The 23,316-nt window shown below is 62.9% G+C and carries 18 protein-coding genes and 1 pseudogene; 9 read left to right on the plus strand and 10 right to left on the minus strand.

The window, feature by feature from the left end:
• Window positions 1-174: 174 nt before the first annotated feature.
• From CWE01_RS01545 to bglX, 3 genes are all read right to left on the minus strand, one after another.
• Complete coding sequence (locus tag CWE01_RS01545) at window positions 175-1,506, minus strand: sigma-54 dependent transcriptional regulator (protein WP_100938758.1); 1,332 nt, start codon at window positions 1,504-1,506, stop codon at window positions 175-177.
• The gene (locus CWE01_RS01550) at window positions 1,503-3,266 is read right to left on the minus strand and encodes an ATP-binding protein (protein ID WP_100938759.1); all 1,764 of its coding nucleotides are present in this window, start codon (window positions 3,264-3,266) and stop codon (window positions 1,503-1,505) included. Before CWE01_RS01550 ends, CWE01_RS01545 begins: the two co-directional genes overlap by 4 nt.
• A 256-nt stretch (window positions 3,267-3,522) precedes the next feature.
• Window positions 3,523-5,814 carry a beta-glucosidase BglX gene (gene bglX / locus CWE01_RS01555; protein ID WP_100938760.1) on the minus strand — a complete coding sequence of 764 codons (2,292 nt, stop codon included), beginning with the start codon at window positions 5,812-5,814 and terminating at the stop codon, window positions 3,523-3,525.
• A gap of 245 nt (window positions 5,815-6,059) precedes the next feature.
• Here bglX and CWE01_RS01560 point away from each other — a divergent pair, with 245 nt between their 5' ends.
• The 3 genes from CWE01_RS01560 to CWE01_RS01570 all read left to right on the plus strand — a co-directional run bounded on the left by CWE01_RS01560 (window position 6,060) and on the right by CWE01_RS01570 (window position 8,099).
• Window positions 6,060-6,668, plus strand: coding sequence for a LemA family protein (locus tag CWE01_RS01560; protein ID WP_100938761.1), 609 nt, complete (start codon window positions 6,060-6,062; stop codon window positions 6,666-6,668).
• 70 nt (window positions 6,669-6,738) lie between these two features.
• Entirely contained in the window at window positions 6,739-7,449 is a 711-nt protein-coding gene (locus CWE01_RS01565) for a YgcG family protein (protein WP_100938762.1), read from the plus strand.
• 32 nt (window positions 7,450-7,481) lie between these two features.
• Window positions 7,482-8,099, plus strand: coding sequence for a TPM domain-containing protein (locus CWE01_RS01570; RefSeq protein WP_100938763.1), 618 nt, complete (start codon window positions 7,482-7,484; stop codon window positions 8,097-8,099).
• On the opposite strand, the gene CWE01_RS01575 is transcribed toward CWE01_RS01570, so the two are convergent.
• Both CWE01_RS01575 and CWE01_RS01580 read right to left on the minus strand, forming a co-directional pair.
• On the minus strand, window positions 8,074-10,296 hold the full coding sequence (locus tag CWE01_RS01575; RefSeq protein WP_100938764.1) for a Geosmin synthase: 2,223 nt from the start codon (window positions 10,294-10,296) through the stop codon (window positions 8,074-8,076). The two genes, CWE01_RS01570 and CWE01_RS01575, sit on opposite strands and share 26 nt — an antisense overlap.
• 42 nt (window positions 10,297-10,338) lie before the next feature.
• On the minus strand, window positions 10,339-11,286 hold the full coding sequence (locus tag CWE01_RS01580) for a family 2B encapsulin nanocompartment shell protein (protein WP_100938765.1): 948 nt from the start codon (window positions 11,284-11,286) through the stop codon (window positions 10,339-10,341).
• 320 nt (window positions 11,287-11,606) lie between these two features.
• Here CWE01_RS01580 and CWE01_RS01585 point away from each other — a divergent pair, with 320 nt between their 5' ends.
• A complete protein-coding gene (locus CWE01_RS01585) occupies window positions 11,607-12,824 on the plus strand; it encodes an SAM-dependent methyltransferase (RefSeq protein ID WP_100938766.1) in 1,218 nt (405 codons plus the stop codon).
• Here CWE01_RS01585 and CWE01_RS01590 read toward each other — a convergent pair.
• The gene (locus CWE01_RS01590) at window positions 12,812-13,723 is read right to left on the minus strand and encodes a DMT family transporter (protein WP_100938767.1); all 912 of its coding nucleotides are present in this window, start codon (window positions 13,721-13,723) and stop codon (window positions 12,812-12,814) included. The genes CWE01_RS01585 and CWE01_RS01590 overlap by 13 nt on opposite strands.
• 204 nt (window positions 13,724-13,927) lie before the next feature.
• Here CWE01_RS01590 and CWE01_RS01595 point away from each other — a divergent pair, with 204 nt between their 5' ends.
• Window positions 13,928-14,509, plus strand: a complete 582-nt coding sequence (locus tag CWE01_RS01595) for a DJ-1/PfpI family protein (protein WP_100938768.1) — start codon at window positions 13,928-13,930, stop codon at window positions 14,507-14,509.
• Between the two features lie 14 nt (window positions 14,510-14,523).
• Complete coding sequence (locus CWE01_RS01600; protein ID WP_100938769.1) at window positions 14,524-14,832, plus strand: ribbon-helix-helix domain-containing protein; 309 nt, start codon at window positions 14,524-14,526, stop codon at window positions 14,830-14,832.
• Here CWE01_RS01600 and CWE01_RS01605 read toward each other — a convergent pair.
• The 4 genes from CWE01_RS01605 to CWE01_RS01620 form a co-directional block, all read right to left on the minus strand.
• Entirely contained in the window at window positions 14,810-17,368 is a 2,559-nt protein-coding gene (locus tag CWE01_RS01605; RefSeq protein WP_100938770.1) for a TonB-dependent receptor, read from the minus strand. The two genes, CWE01_RS01600 and CWE01_RS01605, sit on opposite strands and share 23 nt — an antisense overlap.
• Before the next feature lie 119 nt (window positions 17,369-17,487).
• Window positions 17,488-18,447, minus strand: coding sequence for a FecR domain-containing protein (locus CWE01_RS01610; RefSeq protein ID WP_100938771.1), 960 nt, complete (start codon window positions 18,445-18,447; stop codon window positions 17,488-17,490).
• Window positions 18,444-18,983 carry an RNA polymerase sigma factor gene (locus CWE01_RS01615; protein ID WP_100938772.1) on the minus strand — a complete coding sequence of 180 codons (540 nt, stop codon included), beginning with the start codon at window positions 18,981-18,983 and terminating at the stop codon, window positions 18,444-18,446. Before CWE01_RS01615 ends, CWE01_RS01610 begins: the two co-directional genes overlap by 4 nt.
• A 153-nt stretch (window positions 18,984-19,136) precedes the next feature.
• Entirely contained in the window at window positions 19,137-20,141 is a 1,005-nt protein-coding gene (locus tag CWE01_RS01620) for a DUF4917 family protein (RefSeq protein WP_100938773.1), read from the minus strand.
• Window positions 20,142-20,331: 190 nt separating this feature from the next.
• Here CWE01_RS01620 and CWE01_RS34105 point away from each other — a divergent pair.
• The 3 genes and pseudogenes from CWE01_RS34105 to CWE01_RS01630 all read left to right on the plus strand — a co-directional run.
• Window positions 20,332-21,087 (plus strand): annotated as a pseudogene (locus tag CWE01_RS34105) (MCP four helix bundle domain-containing protein); the annotation flags it as partial.
• An 81-nt stretch (window positions 21,088-21,168) separates the two neighbouring features.
• Window positions 21,169-21,957, plus strand: coding sequence for a methyl-accepting chemotaxis protein (locus CWE01_RS34110; RefSeq protein WP_371315524.1), 789 nt, complete (start codon window positions 21,169-21,171; stop codon window positions 21,955-21,957).
• 55 nt (window positions 21,958-22,012) lie between these two features.
• Complete coding sequence (locus CWE01_RS01630; protein ID WP_100938775.1) at window positions 22,013-23,251, plus strand: HD-GYP domain-containing protein; 1,239 nt, start codon at window positions 22,013-22,015, stop codon at window positions 23,249-23,251.
• The last annotated feature ends 65 nt before the right edge of the window (window positions 23,252-23,316 follow it).

The raw sequence follows: 23,316 nt of genomic DNA on the forward strand, positions 1-23,316 counted from the left end.
AAATCGATAAGCGGAAAATCGCCGATGAAACATGCTTCAAGCAAGCACCGCGAAACCTGTAGGAGCGTGGCTTGCCCGCGAAGCTTTTAGCGGCCTCAAGGGCCTCTTCGCGGCGGTGCGGCGATCCGACAAGCCACGCTCCTAGAGGTTCGGCGGTGTTTTCCAGGGAGGGGTTCAGTCGTCCTTGAGGAACATCTCGCGCGCCAGGCCATGGCGTTGCATCTTTTCATTGAAGGTGCGACGCGGCAGTTGCAGCTCTTCGAGTACCGCTTTGACATCGCCCTTGTGCCGGGTCAGGGCCGAACGCAGGCATTGCGCTTCAAAGGCCTCCTGCTGCGCCGCCAGGGATTGGCCCGGATCGATTGCGTCAGGCTCCGGCTCACCCAGGCCGAGTACCGAACGTTCGGCGGCATTCGCCAGTTCCCGCACATTGCCCGGCCAGTCATGGCTCAACAGGCGGCTCAGCTGCGGTCCGCTCAATGGCGTCGAGGTCCGCCCCATTCGTTCGGCCGCGCTGTAGGCGAAGTGCTCGAACAACAACGGGATATCTTCGCGACGCTCGCGCAATGGCGGCAGGCGCAACTGCGCCACCGTCAGCCGATACGCCAGGTCCTCGCGAAAGCGCCCGGCCCGGGCCTCGTCCAGCAAGTCGGGCTTGGTCGCCGCGACGATGCGCAGGTCCACGGCGATGCTCTGGTTCGAACCCAGCCGCTCCAGCTTCTGCTCCTGCAACACCCGCAGCAGTTTCACTTGCTGGGCCAGCGGCATGCTTTCGATCTCGTCGAGAAACAAGGTGCCGCCATCGGCGTATTCCAGCTTGCCGATACGCTTGCCCTGGGCCCCGGTGAAAGCCCCGCTTTCGTGACCGAACAACTCGGCTTCAAACAACGCTTCGGGAATCGCCGCGCAGTTGAGGGCGACAAACGGCTTGGCCGCCCTCGGCCCGAAATCATGCAGGCAACGGGCAACCAGTTCCTTGCCGCTGCCGGTTTCGCCGCGGATCAGCACATTGACCGGCAGCGCCGCCAACTCCAGTACCTGCCGGCGCAGGGTTTGCAGGCTGCGGGAAACCCCCAGCAGGCTGCGCTCGAGTCGGGAGCGGTGATCGGCCTGTTCGTGCAGTTGGCGGTTCTCCAGCACCAGACGGCGTTTCTCCATGGCCCGGGCGAGGCTGGCAAGCAGGGTCTGCGGGCTGAAGGGTTTCTCCAGGAAGTCGTAGGCCCCATCGCGCATGGCTTCCACGGCCATGGGCACGTCGCCGTGGCCGGTCAGCAGGATCACTGGCAGGTCGCTGTCTTGCTCCTGCAGGCGCGCCAGCAATTCCAGGCCGCCCATGCCGGGCATGCGCACGTCGCTGAGGATCACCCCGGGGAAGTCCCGGGGCAATTGCGCCAGGCACTCTTCGGCGCGGCTGAAGGTCTGCACCTGGAAACCCGACAGGCTCAACCATTGCTCGACGGCCGTGCGGATGCTGGCTTCGTCATCGACCACGATCACGGCGTTCATCGACTGTCCATCTCCGGGGCAATTGGCAGGGTCAGGCTGAAGTGGGCACCGCCGTGGCGATTGTCGACGCTCAGGCGGCCGTCCAGTTCATGGACGATGGCGTAGGACACCGCCAGGCCGAGGCCCAGGCCCTCACCCACTGGCTTCGTGGTGAAGAATGGGTCGAAGACCTTCGGCAGGTGTTCCTCGGCAATCCCTCCGCCGCTGTCGCCTACCGTCAGCAGCCACACCGGCGGGCGGGCTTCGATACGGATTTCCAGACGCTTGAGCGGCTTGTCGTGCATGGCGTCCAGGGCATTGCGCAACAGGTTGATCAGCACCTGCTCCAGGCGAATGGCATCGCCCCGGACCCAGGCCGGGCGAGTCAGGTGCAGCACCGTGCTGACCGCGTCTTCGCGCAGGCGCGGGTCGAGCAGTTGCATCGCCTGATCGACCACCCCGGCCAGATCGAGGGGCTCGCGCAGGCCGCTGGGGCTTTGCCGGGCGTAGGTCTTCAAGTGGCCGGTGAGGGCCGCCATGCGCGTGAGCATCTGGTCCAGGGGGGCGAGGGCCTGGTAGGCGTCCTCGATCCGGCCGTGGTCGAGCAACAGGCGCAAGCTCGCCAACTGCATGCGCTGGGCGGTCAGCGGCTGGTTGATTTCATGGGCCAGGGCGGCGGACATCTGCCCCAGCGCCGCCAGTTTGGCCGACTGCACCAGGCCGTCCTGGGCGGTGCGCAGGTCGCGGGTGCGTTCCTCGACCAGGCGCTCCAGTTCTTCGCGACTGCGTTGGCGCAAGCGCGCCAGACGCCAGCGTTGGGTGAGGAACAGCAGCAGAAACACCAGCGCCAGCCACAGGCCGGCACCCGCGAGCGCGGCATTGCGCCGTTCCTCGGCGGCCATCTGCGGTTTGCGCAGCAGGTGCAGGGTCCAGTCTTCCGGTGGCAGCGGCTGCGATTCCCAGAGGTAGTCGGCACTGCCGTCCGGGCCGTCGACCCGGGTCAGGTAGCTGTTGTCGCCGAACATCCGCAGGGGCCGGTAGTCGAGGGGGCTGAGGGACTGCTTGTCATATTGCCGGGTGCTGCCGATTTCGCTGCGGTCGTTGTCACGTAGCGGGCGCAGCAGGCGATAGCGCCAGCCGGGCTGGTTGGCGATAAACACGATGTCGCGGGCATCGCTGACCAGCAGCGTGTCGTTGCCCTTGCTCCATTCGCGTTCGAGTTCCGGAAACTCCAGTTTCACCACCATCGCCCCGAGGAATTCGCCGTTGTCGTCGGTCACCGCGCTGGCGAGAAAGTAGCCGGGAATCCCACTGGTCACGCCCACGGCATAGAAGTGCCCACTGCCCTCGACACGGGTCTGGTTGAAGTAGGGGCGAAAGCCGTAGTTGTGACCGACGTAGCTGCTGGGCTGATTCCAGTTGCTGGCGGCCACCGACAGGCCGTTGCGATCCAGCAGTTGCAGGGTGGAAGAGCGGGCCGCGCCGTTGATCCGTTCCAGTTTGCGGTTCAGGGCGTCCTGTTCTGTCGCGTCGATGGGGCCGGCCAGGGCCGCGCGCAATTGCGGGTCGAGGGCGAGCACCGCGGGCAGGGCGCGGTAGCGTTCGATCAGGGTGTGCAGGGCGTTGGCGTAGAGCGTCAGTTGTGCCTTGCCGCGCGAGGCGTCGTCGACCAGGGCCTGTTGTTCGGCGCGATGTACGGCCCAGCCGGCGGCCAGGACGGTACCGGCGACAATCAGCAGGGTGTAGAGGGCCAGGCGCAGGGGACGAGGAGGCGGCGACATACGGGCAACGACAGGCAGGGGAGGGGCGGGAAAGATAGCATGTCGGCTTTGGCAGTGCTTTGGAGGGGGCGACGCCCTTGAGTCTTGTAGCGCCTATCCGGATGCCATCGCCAGCAAGCCGGCTCCTGCAAATCCGAGCCGCGCCGCGAACGCTTGTCGTGCCCGAAATTCTGTAGGAGCCGGCTTGCTGGCGATGGCGGCGGCGAGTACGACACCGCCATTGCTGATAAACCGGTTCCCACAGGTTTTGCAGGCCTTACAACAACTCGAAACTCTGCTGCGTCACATCCTGGGAGTCCAGGCCGATCTGTACGTTGAACTTGCCCGGCTCCGAGGCGTATTTCAACTGGGTGTTATAGAACTTCAGGTCTTCCTCGTCGATGCTGAAGTGAAGGACCTTCTGTTCGCCCGCCTTGAGCATCACCTTCTGGAAGTTTTTCAGTTCCTTGACCGGACGGATCATGGAACCGGCGACCTGCTGGATATACAGCTGCACCACGGTTTCGCCATCACGCTTGCCGGTGTTCTTGACCGTGATGCTGGCGTCGAGCTTGCCGCTCTTGTTCAGCGTGGTCGAAGACAGCGCCATGTCGCTCAGGCTGAAGTCGGTGTAGCTCAGGCCATAGCCAAAGGGGTACAGCGGGGTGTTTTCCTCGTCGAAATACTGCGAGGTGTAGTTGCCTGGCTTGCCCGGAGTGTACGGACGACCGATGGTCAGGTGGTTGTAGTACATCGGCACCTGGCCGACCGAGCGCGGGAAGGTGATCGGCAGCTTGCCCGACGGGTTGTAGTCGCCGAACAGCACGTCGGCGATGGCGTTGCCGCCTTCGGTACCGCTGAACCAGGTTTCCAGCACGGCATCGGCCTGGTCCTGTTCGTGGCCGATGGTCAGCGGACGGCCGTTCATCAGCACCAGCACCAACGGCTTGCCGGTGGCCTTGAGGGCCTTGATCAGTTCACGCTGGCTGGCCGGGATATTCAGGTCGGTACGGCTCGACGATTCGTGGGACATGCCCCGCGACTCGCCCACCGCGGCGATCACCACATCGGCCTGCTCGGCGGCCTTCACCGCCTCGTCGATCATCTGCTGCGCCGGGCGCGGGTCATCCACTACTTCCGGGGCATCGAAGTTGAGGAAGTTCAGGTAATCCACGACCTTCTTGTCGGCGGTGATGTTCGAGCCGCGGGCATAGATCAGTTGATTCTTATCGCCCAGGGCACGGCTCATGCCGTCATACAGGGTGACCGATTGCGCCGGCAGGCCGGCGGCGGCCCAGCTGCCCATCATGTCGATCGGGGCCTTGGCCAGCGGGCCGACCAGGGCAATCTTCGCCGACTTCTTCAGGGGCAGGGTCTGGTCCTGGTTCTTCAGCAGCACCAGGCTGCGCCGCGCCACATCCCGGGCATCGCTGCGATGCAGGCGGCTTTCGGCATTGGTGTCGACCGGATCGTCCTCGGCCTTGCCGATACGCAGGTACGGGTCCTTGAACAGGCCCATGTCGTACTTGGCGCCGAGCACTTCACGCACGGCGTTGTCCAGGTCGCTCTGCGGCACTTCGCCGGACTGGATCAGCCCCGGCAGTTCCTTGCCATACAGCGAGTCGTTCATGCTCATGTCGATGCCGGCCTTGATCGCCAGCTTGGCCGCTTCGCGACCGTCCTTGGCGACACCGTGCTTGAGCAGTTCGAAAATCGCCCCGTGGTCGCTGACCGCCAGGCCCTTGAACCCCCAGTCCTTGCGCAGCAGGTCCTGCATCAGCCAGGTGTTGGAGGTGGCGGGTATGCCGTTGATCGAGTTCAGCGCGACCATCACCCCGCCGGCGCCGGCGTCGATGGCGGCGCGATAGGGCGGCAGGTAGGTCTGGTACATTTTCACCGGGCTCATGTCGACCACATTGTAGTCGCGACCGCCTTCCACCGCGCCGTAGAGGGCGAAGTGCTTGACGCTGGCCATGATGCTGTCCGGTTCGCTCGGGCTCTTGCCCTGGTAGGCGTTGACCATCACCTTGGCGATGCGCGAGACCAGGTAGGTGTCCTCGCCGAAGCCTTCGGAGGTCCGGCCCCAGCGCGGGTCGCGGGAAATATCGACCATCGGCGCGAAGGTGATGTCCAGGCTGTCGGCGCTGGCTTCCTGGGCGGCGATGCGTCCGGAGCGCCCGATGGCGTCCATGTCCCAGCTCGACGCCAGGGCCAGGCTGATGGGGAAAATGGTCCGGTGGCCGTGGATCACGTCATAGGCGAAGAACATCGGGATCTTCAACCGGCTGCGCATGGCCGCGTCCTGCATCGGACGGTTTTCCGGGCGGGAGATGGAGTTGAAGGTGCCGCCGATATTACCGGCGGCGATTTCCTTGCGGATCAGTTCCCGGGGCATTTCCGGGCCGATACTGATCAGACGCAATTGGCCGATCTTTTCCTCGAGGGTCATCTGCTTCATCAACTGGGCGATGAAAGCGTCCTTGTTTTCCAGGGAGGCGGGCTTTGTGTCAGCCACTACCGGGAGACTGGCCAGGCCAATAGCAAGGCCCAGCAAACACAGCTTCTTCATGAATGATTATCTCGGGGGCCCGGTCCGGCGATCAATCGTTGCGCACTGGCCGGGCTGTTTAGTTATAGGGAGCGACTCGTGTTGTGCTAATAATCCAGCACATTTGTGAACTGTTTTTCGCGCTGGGCATCTTTTAGCTGATTGGCTTCACACATTCCAGTGGCGGTGGCGGATTATGCCTGAGTCCCGCGTACGAAAAATCCTGGGGTTTTTCCCTTTTTAGCGTTTCAAGGAGCGTTTCGAGCATGCAGGCACAACAGGGCTTCCGTTCGAGTGGCCGAGTCATCGTACTGGCCTTGCTGGCGACGTTGCTGGCCGGCTGCGGCATCAACAATATTCCCACCTACGACGAACAGGTGAAAGCCAACTGGGCCCAGGTGCAGAACCAGTACCAGCGGCGGGCGGACCTGATCCCGAACCTGGTGGAAACGGTCAAGGGTTACGCGAAACAGGAGCAGGAAACCCTGACCGCGGTCGTCGAGGCCCGGTCCAAGGCCACCTCGATCCAGGTCGATGCCAGCACCCTGGACAATCCCGAGAAACTCAAGCAGTACCAGGACGCCCAGGGCCAGTTGACCGGTGCCCTCAGTCGCCTGATGGTGGTTTCGGAGCGTTACCCGGACCTGAAGTCGAACCAGAATTTCCTGGCCTTGCAATCCCAACTCGAAGGCACGGAAAACCGCATCAGCGTGGCGCGGCGTGACTTCATTCTCAGTGTGGAAAAGTACAACACCGAGATCCGTACCTTTCCCGGCCGCCTCTGGCATGGCCTGATGTACAGCGACTTGCCGCTGCGGCCGAACTTCGAAGCGACCGCCCAGGACGCCGATAAAGCGCCGCAAGTGAAATTCTGATTATCCGACGGGCGTTGCCGTGCTTGTGTGTGGCAACGCCCGCCCCTGCTTCATCACGAACGAGGTAGGCATGCGTATTTTCCAAGGCGCCCTGTGGCTGTTGCTCTGCACGCTGGCGCTGACGGCCAGGGCCGATTTGCAGTTTCCCGAATTGAGCGGGCAGGTGGTGGACAGCGCCCAGATGATCGACGCGCCGGTACGCGAGGCTTTGAACCAGCAGTTGCTGGCGCATGAAAAGTCCACCGGCGAGCAGATCGTGGTGGTCACCGTGGCGAACCTGCAAGGCATGACCATCGAGGATTACGGCTATCAACTGGGTCGTCATTGGGGGATCGGCCAGAAGGACAAGAACAACGGTGCGCTGCTGATCGTCGCCCGGGACGAGCGCAAGGTGCGCATTGAAGTGGGTTATGGCCTGGAGGACCGCCTGACCGACGCCCAGTCATCCTTGATCATCAACCAGTTGATCCTGCCGCAGTTCAAGCACGACCATGTTTCCAGCGGCATCAGCTCCGGTGTCGACGCGATGCTCAAGGTCCTGGGCAGCCCGATGGTGGAAAAGACCGAGCCCGAAGGGGATTTCGGTTCGCGGCATCCGGTATTGATCGGTTTCCTCATGGTTCTCTTCGTGTTGATCTGCGCGATCATGCAACTGATGGGCTTCGGTCCCAGGGGCGGCGGTTCGGGGGGCTTGGGTGGCGGCGGTGGCGGACGCTCCGGCGGTGGCTTCAGCGGTGGTGGCGGCAGTTTCGGTGGCGGCGGCTCATCGGGCAGTTGGTAATCCAGAATAATTATTAGAGAGCGTGCACAACCATGGCCCTACTGACTGAATACGAACAACGGCAGGTTGCCGAAGCGATTACCCGGGTCGAGCAGCAAACCGATGCGGAGCTGGTGACGGTGCTGGCGCGGCGTGCCGACGACTATGCCTATATCCCGTTGCTGTGGGCCAGCCTGGTGGCGCTGCTGGTGCCGGGCGTCATCAACTTCGCCTTCGGCTGGATGAACAGCCACTGGCTGCTGGCGGTGCAATGGAGCAGCTTTATCGTGTTGTGCCTGGTGTTCCGCATTCCGTCGATCACCAGCCGGCTGATTCCGCGTTCGGTAAGGCACTGGCGGGCATCGAACCTGGCGCGTCGGCAGTTTCTCGAGCAGAACCTGCACCATACCGTCGGTGGTACCGGTGTGCTGATCTTCGTCTGCGAGGCCGAGCGCCATGTCGAAATCCTGGTGGACAAGGGCATTTCCCAGCGGCTCGACAACAGTGCCTGGGAACCCATCGTCAAGGCCTTCACCGAGCGGGTCAAACAGGGGCAGACCCTGCAGGGTTTTATCAGTTGCATCGAGTCCTGCGGCGAACTGCTCAGTGCCCATGTGCCGGTGACCCAGGCGCGTAACGAGCTGCCTAACCGCCTGGTGCTGCTGGGCTGAGGCCCGACGCGGGTCTGAACGGGCGCGCGCCGGCCGTGGCGCGCATCCAGCCCGGCACCGGCAGGGTATAAGGCAGTGGATCGCGGTAGCGGGTGACCGTTTGATGCCAGTGCACGATGCCGGCGATATAGTCCTGAAGACGCCGTGTGTAGTTCAGAACCCGCTGGCGTGCCTCGGCATCCAGGGTGAACGCTTCGAAGAGCACCGGGAGTTCCAGGGCGACGATGTGCTCGAACTGGCGGATTCGCGCATCCCTGAGCTGGCCGACAAGGTCCAGGGCCGGTTGCAGGTCGAGGTCGAGGAACTGCCGGAGGATCAGCACAAAGTTGTTCAACTCGCCTTCGACTTCGATTTCCTTGCGATAGGAGACCAGGTCGTTGCTCAGGGCGGCGGTGTCGACGCTGCAGTGGATCAACTGGCGCAGCGTACTGCTTTGAAAAATCGCCGCGTCGAGCTCGGGCCCCTGGGCCAGTAAGCTCAAGTAGGTCAGTCCGGTAGTGAGATCGCCGCCGAAGGTGCGCCGCCGCATCTCGAGGTAATCGATCGGGTCGGGCAGGCGCAGATCGAACTGGTTGTCCATCTCCCATAACCAGCTTTCGAGCATTTCCACCACGTAGCGGCGCAGTTGCCCGGCCATGCAAGACGACAGCGTCGCCACGCTGATCGCCCACAGGCTGGCCAACCCCGCCTCCAGCGGGTTGGCACTCGGCACCGGCGGCGTGCCCGGTAGCGGCATGCACTGGAACAGGCGTCTTACCTGGAGCGTGGCGGCCCGCAGATTGCGGTTGCGACCAAAGGTTGTCGGAAAGTAATCGTCGGCATAGGTGCCCCAGGTGAGCCAGCGCCCGGCCATATCGACTTCCGCAAGCGGGGCGTCGGGGCAGGTCAGGGCGGCGCAGAAGGCCGCGTCGGCGGCCTCGAAGCGTGACTTGTCCCAGACGCCAAAACCACTGCGAGCGTCGATGATACCGACGGCCCTGGCCCATTCCCGTGATCCACGGCGGGCACTCTCCAGGTGCGGGCTGCAACGCACCTCGAAGGGCAGGTAGACCGCCGGCAGCTGAAACGGGCCGACGGGTTTGTGCAGTGCGTCAATGCCGCGTCGCGGCTTGGCCCCCCGGGTGGCATGCCCCGGCAGGCGGGCCGCACTGGTGCCCAGTCCGGACGGTTTGCCGGGGACCTGTCTGCTGGGGCGAGGTTTCATGTAGCGGCTGGAGCGCAGATGCCAGGCATGGCCGCCGGACTGCCAGTCCACCAGGCCCTTGGTGTAGATCAGGGCGTGCGCGCGTTCCGCCTGGCCCAGGCCCAGGTCGTCGAACAGCCGGGGCAGGTCGAGGACCGCGGTTTTCTCGAAGTGACGCAGGCGCGAGGTCAGCAGGTCATTGGTGATCTCGGCGGCTTTTTGCGTATCGATACCCAGGAAACGCTCGGTGACCAGCACGCAGTTCGACAGCTCGCCTTCTTCCTGCACCTCGCGCTGGTAGGAAAACAGATCGTTACGCAGGTGCACGCCGTCGGCGAAGGTGTCGCGCAGCACCTGCATCGTCCGGGTCTCGGCGATCCGTGGCGAGACCGGTGAACGGTTGGCATGTTCGACCAGGGTCGCCGACCAGGGCGCACCACCGACCTTGCGGCGCATTTCCAGGTACTCGATGGGGTTGGCGATCCGTCCCTCGTTGATATTCATCAGTTCCCACATCGAGGCTTCCAGCAGGTCGTGGGTGTGTTCGCGGAAACGCCGTATCCAGTCATCGGGCATACCGGGCAGCGTCCGTGGCCAGAGGTCGGCGAGGCCGCGTTCGACGCCATTGACCGGCAGCGGTGGAGTGCTGGTGGCGACGCCGGGCATGAATTGCGCCAGCCGGTCGAGATGCTGGCGTGCTGCCACACTGTCGCGGCTGCGCTTGAAGGCTTCGAGGAAATAATCGTCGAAGAAGAACACCCAGACATACCAGTCGGTAATCAGCTCCAGCTCCTGGCTGTCGCAGTCCGGGTGGGTATAGGCGCACATCGCCGGGTAGTCGTGGGCGTCCAGCGCCGCCAGGTCCCAGATGATCGGCCCGTTGGCCGTGGCGGGACTGTCGAGCATGCCCATCTGTCGGGCCCAGGCCCGGGTATGCCGCTGGGCGCTGGCGACATGGGGGTTGAAGCGGGCCCCGTAGGGCATGTAGAACTCGGGCAGTTCGAAGGGCTGCATGACGGCGCTCCTGGTCTTTTCCTAAGGTGCGAAGGTGCGTGTTCAGTCGTGGTAGTGCCCGACCTCGACCCCTTCGAGCACCCCCAGTGCATCCGGCAGGAGCACCGCCACCGAGTAATACGCGGTGACCAGGTAGGCGATTTGCGCGCTGTCGTTGATGCCCATGAACCGCACCGACAAGCTCGGCTGGTACTCGTCCGGCAGACCGGTCTGGTGCAGGCCGATGACCCCGCCGTTGTCTTCCCCGGTGCGTACCGCGAGGATCGACGTGGTCTTCTTCACGCCATCCGACATCTTGGTACAAGGCAGCAGCGGCACACCGCGCCAACCCGGGACCTTGTGACCTTCGAGTTCGACGCTGTCCAGGGACAAGCCACGTTGGCTGCATTCGCGACCGAAGGCGGCGATGGCCTGGGGCGAGGCCAGCAGGAAATGCGTCTGCCGGCGCCGACAGAGCAGTTCATCCAGATCGTCCGGTGTCGGCGGCCCACTGCGGGTGGTGAGGCGCTGGGGTTCGGCGACATTGTGCAACAGCCCGAATTCGGGGTTATGCAGCAGTTCGCGCTCCTGGCGTTCGCGGATCGCCTCGATGACCAGCCGCAGTTGTTGTTCGGTCTGATTCATCGGGTCGTTGTAGAGGTCCGCGACCCGCACCGGGATCTGCAGGATGGTCTGGGTCGAGCTGAGTTCGTATTCACGCGGGGCCGGATCGTAATCGGCGAAGGTCCGCGGCAAGGCCTGGCCCTCGGCGGCACCGGCGGCCAGTTCGATCAGCGCCTCGGCGTACGGGTTGGCCGGCCCCTCGTGGTCGGCAAGTACCCGGCGTCGGGTGACCCGGTAGACGCCCCCGGTCGCCTGCACCCAGGGCAGCCGGTTCAACAGCCAGCGGGTGGTGGTTTCCTGGCTTTGCGGGATCGATTTGGTGGTGGTCGACAGGGTACGCGCGGCGGTCGAACTCAACGGCACGGCGGATGGGGCACTTTTGCTCATGACAGGCACCTGATCAGTTTTTTTCAAAACCACTCAGTCGCATGCTTTCTACCGGGGAAAATGCCGCGTCTAAAACATGCGTAGCCCTTGCTGCTTCTGAGGTCGTTGACGTTTGGTTGGGTGAAAATCATGAGGCGCTGGGCGTCCATGACCAGAAGTTCTCATTCTAGTCGGTTCTGTACAACGTCAAGGCTCGGGAGAGCGCCAGGTTGGGGGGATCGGACGAATGACGAAATAAGCCCGTGCCCCGACGCCCCATCCCGCCTAAAATGCCCGGCATTCCCCTTATCCAGATCCCGCACGCCCGAGGCGCTTTTTCCATGTCAGCTACTGCCACTCCCGCCCAGCCCGCGCCGGACCATCACGGACAATTTCTCGACCTGCTGGACACCAGCCTGAGCCAGAACGCCTTTATCAAGCTGGTGCTGGCCAAGTACGTGGGCGACGAAGCGGACCTGCAACGGCTGATCATCAAGCAGGTGACGGTCAAGGAGCAGGCGTGCCTGTCCTTTGTCTATCGCTACAAGACCCGTGATATCACCAAGAACTTTGCCCTTGCCGAAGGCCAGGCGATCATCGCCGGGCTGCTGCCGGCGTCGTTCAAGAATGCCCACCTGCTGTCGCTCACCGACGAAGTGCAGCTGGAGTACAGCAAGAAGGGCAAGAGTACCCTGTTCAAGGGCAAGGCCCGGCAGACGCGGGAAGTGCCGTCCGCCGAGCACAATCGCGAGAAGAACCGCTACCTGGAACTCAGCCGGCCGTTTCTCACCGACCTGGGGGTGACCAATCCGCAGCACGAGCTGATTCCGGCGATGTCGCGTAAGTGGAAGCAGATCAACAAGTTCATCGAAGTGTTTTCCCATGCCCTGAGTCACTCGCCGATCAAGCTCGACCAGCCGGTGCGGGTCGCGGACTTCGGTTCGGGCAAGGGCTACCTGACCTTTGCCATCCACGATTACCTGCGCAATACCTTGCAGGTCGAGGGGCAGGTGACCGGGGTCGAATTGCGCGAAGACATGGTCAACCTGTGCAACACGGCGGCGGCGCGCCTGGAGCATCCGGGGCTGGTATTCAAATGCGGCGATGTGCGCAGCGTGGCGCCGAGCGAACTGGAGGTGATGATCGCCTTGCATGCCTGCGATATCGCCACCGACTATGCGATCCACACCGGTATCCGTTCCGGCGCGGCGATCATCATGTGCTCGCCGTGCTGCCACAAGCAGATCCGTTTGCAGATCCAGAGCCCGGCGTTGCTCAAGCCGATGCTGCAATACGGCCTGCACCTGGGGCAGCAGGCGGAGATGGTCACCGACAGCTTGCGCGCACTGTTCCTGGAAGCCTGTGGCTACGAGACCAAGGTCTTCGAGTTCATTTCCCTGGAACACACCAACAAGAACAAGATGATTCTTGCGGTCAAGCGCGCCGAGCCTGTGGACCCGGCGCAATTGCTGGTGAAGATCGAGGAATTGAAAGCGTTCTATCACATCCAGGAGCACTGCCTGGAAACCCTGCTGCGGGCCGACGGCTACTTGAGCTGAACCCCCGCTGGCAAGCCGCCCGGTTGCGCCGGGCGGACGCTGGTCTTGCGCCCGAGCATCACGGTGACGATCACGCCACCGGCAAACAGCCAGGTGATCGGCTCGACGTGTTCGCCGAAGAACAGCGCTGAAAAGGCGAGGGTGAAGAAAATCTGCAACAGCTGGATCTGGCTGACCCGGGCGATACCGCCCAGGGCGAGTCCGGCGTACCAGGCAAAAAAGCCGAGAAACTGCGAGAACATCGCCACATAACCGAAGGCCCACCAGGTCTTGCCGGAAATCGCGCCCTGGTGTTGCCAGGCCAGGTACAGCACCGGGCCGATCAGGATCGGCACCGACAGCACCAGCGCCCAGCAGATCACCTGCCAGCCGCCCATCTCCCGGGCCAGGCGTCCACCCTCGGCATAACCCAGGCCGCCGACGGCGATGGCGCCCAGCATCAACAGGTCACCGGACTGGATACTCCCGGCACCGCTGATCAGCGCATAACCCAGCACCAGCGCACTGCCCAGGGCCGCGCAGGCCCAGAAGGCCTTTGATGGCCGTTCGTGGGACAACCAGGCCGCGTACAACGCCACGCACAAGGGTTGCAGGCCATTGACCAGGGCTCCGTGGGAAGCCGGCAGGGTCTGCATGGCCCAGGCCGAGAGCACCGGAAAGCCCAGGATGACCCCGATGATCACCAGGGACAGGCCCTTGACCTGGCGCCAGGTCGGCCACTTTTCCCGGCGCCACAGCAGCAGCGCCGCCGCCGGGATGGCCGCGACCAGGGCGCGACCCAGGCCGTTGAGCAGCGGATGGATTTCCTGCACCACGACGCGGGTGAAGGGCAGGGTCAGGCTGAAGATCACTACACCCAGCAGGCCGAGCAGCATGCCGGTGTTTTCACGGGAGGACATAAACGTTGGCCAGTCATCAGGGAAACAGGGGCTGTCATCTAGCCACAAAGCCCCGGTGGCTCGCCGCTACAGCTAGGCGCAGAGTTGTCCATACAGTTTTCGTGGGGCGGCCCGCGTAGTAGCCGGTGATTACCCGCCTGCGTGCAGAGGGTCTACCTTGACTACTCTTGTCTGCCCAAGCGTTTACCCAGAGGAGTTCACCCCATGGCCGCGAAAAAGATTCTGATGCTGGTTGGCGATTACGTCGAAGACTACGAAGTGATGGTGCCGTTCCAGGCCCTGCTGATGGTCGGTCACCAGGTCCATGCGGTGTGCCCGGACAAAAGCGCCGGCCAGACCGTGCGCACCGCGATCCATGATTTCGAGGGCGACCAGACCTACAGCGAAAAGCCGGGGCATCTGTTCGCCCTGAACTTCGACTTCGCCAAGGTCGATGCCGGCGATTATGATGCGCTGCTGATCCCCGGCGGTCGTGCACCGGAATACCTGCGCCTGAACGACAAGGTCCTGCAACTGGTACAGGCCTTCGATCGCGCCGGCAAGCCGATTGCCGCCGTCTGTCATGGCGCGCAGTTGCTGGCGGCGGCGGGGATTCTCGATGGTCGTGAATGCAGCGCCTATCCTGCCTGTGCTCCGGAAGTGCGGCTGGCCGGCGGTCGTTATATCGATATCGAAGTGACCCAGGCCCATGTCCAGGGCAATCTCGCCACCGCCCCGGCCTGGCCGGCGCATCCAAGTTGGCTGGCGGCGTTCCTCGGATTGCTGGGTACCAAGATCACCTTGTAAGGGAGGGTTGGGTCATGTGTGAGCTCTACGTCAAGGCCGATCCGATTCTCTACGAATCGCGTTCCCGTTCGCTGCGTATCCGTGGCGTGGTGACCACCTTGCGCCTGGAAAATCAGTTCTGGGACATCCTCGGCGAGATCGCCGAGGCCGACGGCATGACCACCAACCAGTTGATCACCCGGCTCTACGAAGAAGTGATGGACTTTCGCGGGGAGGTGCTGAATTTCGCCTCCTTCCTGCGGGTCAGTTGCACCCGCTACCTGAGCCAGCGTCGGGCCCAGGTACCGGAGCTCAGTCTGCTCAGAAGAACCGCGTCAAGCTGACCTTGAGGTTGCGCCCTTCGCTGTAGGCGCGGTCGCCGCTCAGTTCCGGCCGGTAGTTGCGGTTCATCAGGTTATCCACCGTCACGTTCACTTCGGTGCCCTTCAGGTAGCGCTGCTGGGGTTTCCATTGGGCGAACAGGCTCTGCACCACATAGCTGTCGTTCGGGTACTGGTCGTAGAAGGCATCGCCGACGCTGCTGCCCGGGCCGCCGTGATACAGGTCGCTGGGCAGGCGATCGGTCTTGCGCACATAGATCCCCTGCCAGCCGACCCGGGTATCCAGGCTCGGAATCTTGGTGCCAAGCACCACCACCCATTTGGCTGGCGGAATGTCCCGCGCCCAGACGGCCGGCCCCCACGGGTTGGTGTAGGCGTTGTCGCGTTTGCCGGTGGTGTAGGAATAGGACAACTGCCCGAAGACATGGTCCGAGTCATAGAAGCTCTCGACCTCGAAGCCCTGGATGGTCATGCCGCCGATATTGCGATAATTGGACAGGGCGCCCGGCGGGCAGGCTGAACTGATGGTGCCGCCATTGATCGCCTGGTTTTCGCAGCCGACCCCGGTGGCCTTGAAGATTTCATCCTCGATGCGGTTGCGATAAAGGGTCGTGCGCACCAGCAGGTTGTCATTGTCGGTCAGCAACCTGGAGAAGTTGCTGATGCTGCCCAGACGCAAGGCGGTGATGCGCTCCGGGTCGAGGTTGGTGCTGGTCGCGGTGCGGCTGCCCAGGCCCTGGACTTCATATTGTTCGTCGATCACCGGTGCACGCCAGGTCTTGCTGTAGTCGGCGAACAGGCCCTGGGTCGGGGTCACCCGCCAGAAGGCCGCCAGGCGTGGTGACCAGCCGGTGTAGGTCTGGTCGCTGTAGTTGTGGCCGAAGCTCGGATCGGGGTTGTCGTAGTAGGGCGCGTCGTTGCCCTCGCCACGGTTGCGCACATGGTCGTAACGCAGGGATGGGGTCAGCGTGAAGTCGCCGAGGGTCACCGCATCCTGGATAAAGAACGCATTGGCATCGACCTTGCCTTGCGGCATGAACGCCGGCTGGAAGTGACCGTAGTTGTACTTGGCGGTGTTGTAGGTGGCGCCGGGCATCCACATCTCGGTTTCCCGGGCGTGCTTGCGGATCTGGATACCGGCCGTCAGCGCGTGTTGCAGCGAGCCGGTGTCGAACAGGCTGGTGTTCTTGATCTCCAGCTCGCGGTCATTGTAGGCGGTGTCCATCCGGCGTCCGCCGGTGGCCAGTTGGAAGAACGCGGTGGCATCGCGTTCGTCGGTCTGGTCGGTGCGGGACGAGGAGTATTTCACCTGCAGGTCCAGCAGCGGGTTGTCCAGCGGCTTGTACTCGTACTTGCCCGACCAGGTGGTGTCGGTTGTGTTGCGATTGGCGAGGAAACGCTTCAAGGCGTTTTCATAGCCGTACTGCTTGATGTTCGAGGCGCTGGGCGGCGTCGGGTAGCTCTGGGACGAAAACGGTGTCCAGCGCTCGCTCTGGGAGCGCGAGTAGGAGAGCTTGAGCGTCTGTTCGTCGGTGAGGTTGAGGTTCAATTTGAACAACCCGGCATCCAGGTCCTGGCCGCTGTTGGGCAGGCGCTGGGGGTTGATCGGGTACTGGTTGCCGGGGTTGGGCGGGGTGGCGGCCAGCTTCATGTCACCGGCATCGCGTTGGGTCAGGAACACCAGGGCATCGGCCTTGCCGTCGTCGGTGCGGCCATAGACCGCGCCGCTGTAGGTCTGCTCATGGTTGTTGCTGGCGTAGCCGTATTTGACCATGGCCCCGCTGTTGCGGCCCTTTTCCAGCAGGTCGGGGGCGTCCTTGGTTTCCATGTGCACCGTGCCGCCGAAGCCGCCGTTGCCGGTCTCGGGCGAGTGCGGGCCCTTTTCCACCTCGATGCTCTTGATCAGCTCCGGCTCGATGAAGATGGTGCCTTGTTGATAACGCTCAAAGCTGCTTTTGGTCGCGCCGTCGACGGTCATCGGCACGTCCTCGGCATCGCCCAGGCCCCAGATATTGATGGTCTGGCCGCCGGGTTTCATCGAGCCGCCCATGGTGATGCCGGGCAGGGTGCCGAGCAGCGCGGGGATATTGTCGGGCTGGTGGCGGTCGATATCGTCCTGGGTCAGGGTCGAGCGCCCGACACTGCTGGCGTCCACTTCCTTGCCGTCGCCGAGGATGCTCATGGCGCCGAGCTGGATGGCGCTTTTGCCGGGCGCAGGTTCGTTCTGCCGCACGACAAAGGTCTTGTCGATCATGACCAGGGTGAAATTGCCGCCCTTGAGCAACAGCATGATGGCTTCCTGGGCGGTAAATCGACCTTGCAACGGGCGGGCCTGGACGTTGCGCAGCTGCTCTTCATCGAACAGCAGCTGGATGCGGGTCTTCTGCGCCACGGCACTCAGGGAGGTCGCCAGGGACTGGGCCGGCAGGTCCAGTGCCAGCGGATCGGCGGCCATGGCCTGGAGGCTGACGGTCAGGCAGGCGGCGATCAGCGTTGGACGGGAACAGTGGTGGAATAACTCATGAGCAGCGCGAAACATTGAATCCCCCGATGCGGCCAAAGGCCAAAAAAAGGCGTCCTGGTGGAACGCAGTCGGGGAGGAAGACGCGACACGGGGAAAAAACCACATATGCGAATGTAAAATATTCGCAATAAAGTCTATTTGCGGCTTTCGATCCTGACCTGGCCGTCGTCCAGGACCACGGTTTTCACCGGGATCAAGGCGGGCAGGGCATTGAGCAGGGCATCCGGGTCTGTCACGTCGAGGCTGCCGGAGACCTTGAAGTGCGCCAGCGGGCCATCGGCCAGTTGCACCGGTTTGCTGCGGTACAGGCTCAGTTCATCGATCAGGCTGGCCAGTTCGCGGTTGCGAAAGGTCAGGTGGCCGCTGCGCCAGTCGGCGATTTCTTCGCTGCTCAGGGTTTGCTGTTGCAGCGTGCCCTTGGCGTAGTCAAAGATCGCCCGTTGCCTGGCTTCGAGCAGGGTGGCGCTGCTCGGATCGCCTTCCGGCTCGAAGGCCACCTGGCCGTGGGCGACGCTGACGACCAACTGGCGCTGGCCGCGGCGCACATCGAAACCGGTGCCCACCACCCGCACCCGGGCGTTGCCGGCATGCACCCAGAGCGGGCGTTCCTTGTCGGCGGCGACTTCCAGGTAGAGCTGGCCCTGATCCAGGTAGATATCCCGTTGCTGGGAACGGAAGTTGATGCGCAGCCGGGTATTGGCGTTGACGTACAGGGTGCTGCCGTCCGGCAGTTTCAGGGTGCGGGTGCCCTGGGCATGGGCGGCGACCTGATGCCGGTATGGGGTGTTTGGCGCGCCGACATTGGCGGTCAGCAGCGCACACAACAGCGCGGCTGCCGTGGCCAGGGCCGGTCGCCAGAGGTTCTTGCGCCGCGCTGCTGGCAACGCCGGCTGGTTCAGTTGGCGCAGTTGCGCCAGGTCCGCCCAGAGGGCTTCGAACTCGGCATAGGCCTGGGCATGTTCTGGCGTCGCGCGCCATGCTTCGAACGCTTTGTCCGGTGGCTGTTCGGGGGTGTCGCGGTGACGGGCGAACCAGCTCGCGGCCTGGGCATCGATGCTGTTCCCATCCGGGGCGATGTCGATGACATGGCTCATTCCGGCTGCTCCCTGCCATTGTCCTGTGCCAGGCGCTGCTTGCAGTGCAGCAGGGCAAAGGCGATGTGCTTCTCCACCATGCTGACGGAAATCCCCATGCGTTCGGCGATCCGGACCTGGCTCAGGCCCTCGAAACGGGCAAGCATAAGGGCTTCTCGACGCCGAGGCGAGAGTTCCTCGAGCACTTGTTTCAACTGCTCCAGCCGTTGCAGCTGCTGGGCGGCCGCCAGCGGGTCATGACGCTCGTCGGCCAAGGGTTGCAGCGGCTCGGCATCGGGCTCGCGCTGCACCCCCTGGCGCACCTTCTGCTTGCGCCAGTGATCGCGTAGCAGGTTGCGCGCCATCTGGAACAGAAACGCCCGGGGTTGTTCGACCTTGGCCTGGTCGCGGTAGTCCAGCCACTGGGTGAAGACATCCTGGGTCATGTCCGCCGCATCGCTGGCGTTGTCCGTGCGTTTGCGCAGGAAATGCAGGATATCCGCATAGAACCCGCGAAAGGTTTCAGCCGACAAGGGGTCGGGCTTGGGACGAGGCATGGGGATCCTTCACGACTTCTGCTGGAGGGGAGCGGGAAAGTCGTGAATGATATCGAGAATTATTGCTATTTGTCTTCTTTGAAATATTCACGGCTGAATCTCGATGCCTTCCCGCTCGCCCGGGTTGGCCCTGAGTCAAATGCCGGGCGCCTCTCAGGCCTCGGGGTTGACCTGTAGCTGCGGGTTACCCAGCGGATGGCTCTTGGCATCGAAAAACCGCAGTGTCACCTCGCGGCCCTCGAACAGCTGGGTGAAGTGGCGCTTCTGGTGCTGGATAAAGGCCTGGCTGCGTGGGTAGATCGAAATCGCCAGGGTCTTGATCCGTGCATCCAGCAGGGCCTGGACGATATGCCGGTCCTGCTCGCCGAGGTTGTGGCCGAAGATGCACAGGGCGTCCTGATGCCCGGCCAGTTGCCCGTAGCAGTACGACAGGTAATCCGAATGACGGATCGCCTTGAGCTTGTCCTGCGCATTTCCCTCGCTGACGAACAACGGCACATCGCCCAGGGTATTGATCGCGAAACTGCCCAGCAGGGTGCTTTCCGAAGAGGTCAGCTTGCGGGTGCTGCCGTCGAGGTTCTTCACCAGGTGCAGACCACCGTGCAGGTACAGGACGCGGGTGCCGCGGGTATCGGTGTCGCCCAGATTGAAGGTCGAGTCGTCGGTACGGAACAGGTCGTCGAACGGCTCGGGCGCCTGCATGATCGCCCAGTAGGTGAGCAGGTCGTAGTTGGTCGAGTAAAGGGTGCGGTAGCGACTCAACTCGGCATTGATCAGCGCCAGGCTCTCGGCCTGCACCCGCATCCAGGGGATATGCACCGAGCGTATCGCATGGATCAGCGCTTCCTTGACCGCGAAGTAGCGATTGCGCGGCGACGACGAACTGATGGTCAGCGCCGCATTGACCCGGATGGTGCTTTTCAGGGCGCTGAGCACCTGTTCGAAATTGCTGGTTTCCAGGGCCTTGAACACCGCCAGCTCGCTGAGTCCGAGAGGGCGGTTGCGAGTGGTCTGTGCGAGTTCGAACAGCGAGTCGTAGGCAAATGCCTGCCACATCGCCCGGCTCGCGCCGTTGCCGATCAACAGGCCGCTGCAAGGGATTTCGGCACGCAGGGCGCTCCAGTCTTCTAACGCGGTATCAAATACCTGGAATTCCATCGTTGCCATTCGTCGGTTGCCAAATCTGAGGAGGATCAACGGCGAACTTTAACACGGGGTTTGTTGAGTCATTCCCTCATTCCATAGGCTACGATTTTTTCACGGGTCACCTTTTACGGTGATATCGTAATGACATCTCTTTTGGGTGTTTTTTCCAGTGCAATGGAATGCCGCATAAAGGGTGATCGATATGTCAGTCAGAAACCTGAAAATAGCTACACGCGCTTTTCTGAGTTTTGCCTTTGTCACACTGCTGTTGATTGCCCTGGGCGTTCTGGCGTTATGGAAGATGCATCTGATTCGCGAGGCCGCCGTCGACTTGCAGGATAACTGGATGGCCAGCCTGCGACAGGCCGGGCGGGTCGAGTTGACCCTCTATCGGATACGCCTGGAGAGCTTTCGTCTGGTCTCGGCCACCGATGCACAGCTGAAACAGGCCGAAGCCACCCGTATACAGGAACTTAAGGCCACACTCGATCAGCAGATCAAGGCCTATGCACCGCTGGTCGCGAGCCCCGAGGAGCAAGCGGTCTACGAGGCGGTGCAGCGTAATGCCAGCCTCTATGAACAGAAACTCGCCGAGACGTTGCAGATCGCCAGCGAGAAGGGGTCCGAAGCGGCGCTGGTCCTGCTCAATAACGTGATTCCGCCTTTGGTCGGTGAGCTGCAAACCAATATCGAGGCGCTGGAAAAGATCAATGACGATGGCGCCGTGCAGTCCGGTATCACGGCCCAGCAGCAGTTCGACGGCGGTTTTTATCTTACCATCGCGATTATCGTCATTTCCTGCGTCTTGACGGTATTGCTGGCGATTATCTTTACCCGCAGCCTGACCGGCCCGTTGCGCCTGTTGCTCGGCTCGACCCGGAAAATTGCCGAGGGCGACCTGCGCACCGAGGTGCAGGTGGACGGCAAGGACGAATTGGCCGAGTTGCAGGCTTCGACCGCGGCCATGCAGGCCAGCCTGAAAAATACCCTGCGACATATCAGCAACTCCTCCACGCAGTTGGCGTCGGCCGCGGAAGAAATGAGCGCGGTGACCGGCGAGTCCAATCGCGGTATTCAACGTCAGAGCCTGGAGACCGACCAGGCCGCCACGGCGGTCAATGAAATGACCGCGGCGGTCGAGGAAGTGGCGCGCAATGCCGTGGCGGCGTCGCAGTCCACCCAGCGGTCCGAAGTGTCGACCCGCACTGGGGCGGACCGTGTGCACCGCACGATTGCCTCCATCGAAACCCTGAGTTCGACGGTCAAGGCCACCGGGCAGGAAGTCGAATCCCTGGCGCAGCAGGCCCAGAACATCAGCAAGGTGCTGGATGTGATCCGGGCCATTGCCGAACAGACCAACCTGCTGGCGCTCAACGCCGCCATCGAAGCCGCCCGGGCCGGTGAACAGGGCCGCGGCTTTGCCGTGGTTGCCGATGAAGTGCGGGCCCTGGCGCACCGCACCCAGGTCTCGACCCAGGAAATCGAGCAGATGATCGGCGCCATCCAGAACGGGACCGGGCAGGCCGTGGTCTCGATGCAACGTAGCAATGAAGAGGCGGACAAGACGCTGTTGATTGCCCATGAAGCCGGTTCGGCCTTGTCCGAAATTGCCCAGGCCATCAGCGAGATCAATGATCGCAACCTGATGATCGCGACCGCCTCCGAGGAGCAGGCCCAGGTCGCCCGGTCGGTGGACCAGAACCTGATCAGTATCCGCGACCTGTCGATCCAGAGTTCATCGGCGGCGAGCCAGACCCTGGCGGCCAGTCATGAGCTGTCCAAGCTGGCGGTGGAGTTGAACAAGGTGGTCACGCAGTTCTCGATTTGAGTCCCCGGCGGTAGCCCTTGACTCCTTATTTGACGCATCCGTTCGGAGACGTGAAATGGACCCGGATATCTGTAAAGGCTGTATCAAGATCGAGGTGGCCCGGCTGGCCATCGGCATGCAGATCGAAGCGCTGGACCGGCCGTGGGAGGAAACCACCTTTTCCTTTCGCGAGTTCCGCATCCGCCGCGAGGAGGAGCTGAGGCTGCTGCGTGAGAACTGCGTGTATGCCTGGGTGGAGGTCGCCAGCGCTTCCGGGGCCCACGGGCTGTCGCTCGACATCCCGGTTGAGTGCGCGACTGAGTGCGCGGCGCTCGCCGAGCCGGTCGATTTCAATGTGGAAATGGCCCAGGCCCAGCTTGCCTGGGGCTCGGCCCGTGCGCAGTCCTGGCGCATCCTCGAGGCGGTGGAGATGGGCGAGCCGATTCAGGTCGGCGTGGTAAAAGCGGTGGTCAAGGACTGCGTCGACAGCATCCTGCGCAACCCCTCGGCCTTGCTCTGGCTGACCCGGATCAAGTTCCAGGACGATTACACCGCCGAGCATTCGCTACGGGTGGCGATGCTGTCCATTGCCCTGGGTCGCGAATTGGGCTTGCCACCTTCGGAACTGGAGGAAATCGGCGTCGGTGCCATGCTCCACGATGTCGGCAAGCTCAAGGTGCCCGACGCGATCCTGAACAAGCCGTCGGCGTTGTCGGAGCAGGAATACGCCATCATGAAAAGCCACCCCATGGAAGGCTATACCTTGCTCACTAGCCAGGCCGGCGTGCCGTTGGCGGCACTCGATGTGGTGCTGTCGCACCATGAACGGGTTGACGGGGCGGGTTATCCCCGTGGCCTGAGTGCCGAAGAGATTCCGTTTTATGCGCGAATCGTCGCGGTGACCGACGCCTATGACGCCATCAGCAGTGACCGGGTCTACAGCAAGGGCCGCTCGACCCTCGAATCCCTGCGTATTCTGTTCAAAGCCGCCAACAGTCATTTCGACGAGCAGATCGTCAGTGCCTTCGTGCGCATGATCGGCCTGTACCCCAGCGGCGAAATCGTCGAGATGACCAATGACGAAGTCGCGATCATCCTCGGTGCTCCGGCCTGCAATCGGCTCAAGCCGCGGTTGTTGCGGGTACTCGGCGCCGACAAACGACGCTGCCCGGAAAAGCTCATCGATCTGGCCGGCAGCACTTTCGATGCCATGGGGCGGCCCTATGCGATTCGCCAGGTCTGTTCGTCCGGGGCCTTTGGCGTCGATATCGAGGCTTATCGCCGACGCGGCCTGATCCAGATAAACGGCGGCTGACGAACGGTGGTTCGGATCCGGGATTTCCTTGAGCCAGGTCAACGTCTGCGGTGGGTCTTCGACTG

It is taken from the genome of Pseudomonas sp. QS1027, assembly GCF_002814235.1.
Taxonomy (GTDB): domain Bacteria; phylum Pseudomonadota; class Gammaproteobacteria; order Pseudomonadales; family Pseudomonadaceae; genus Aquipseudomonas.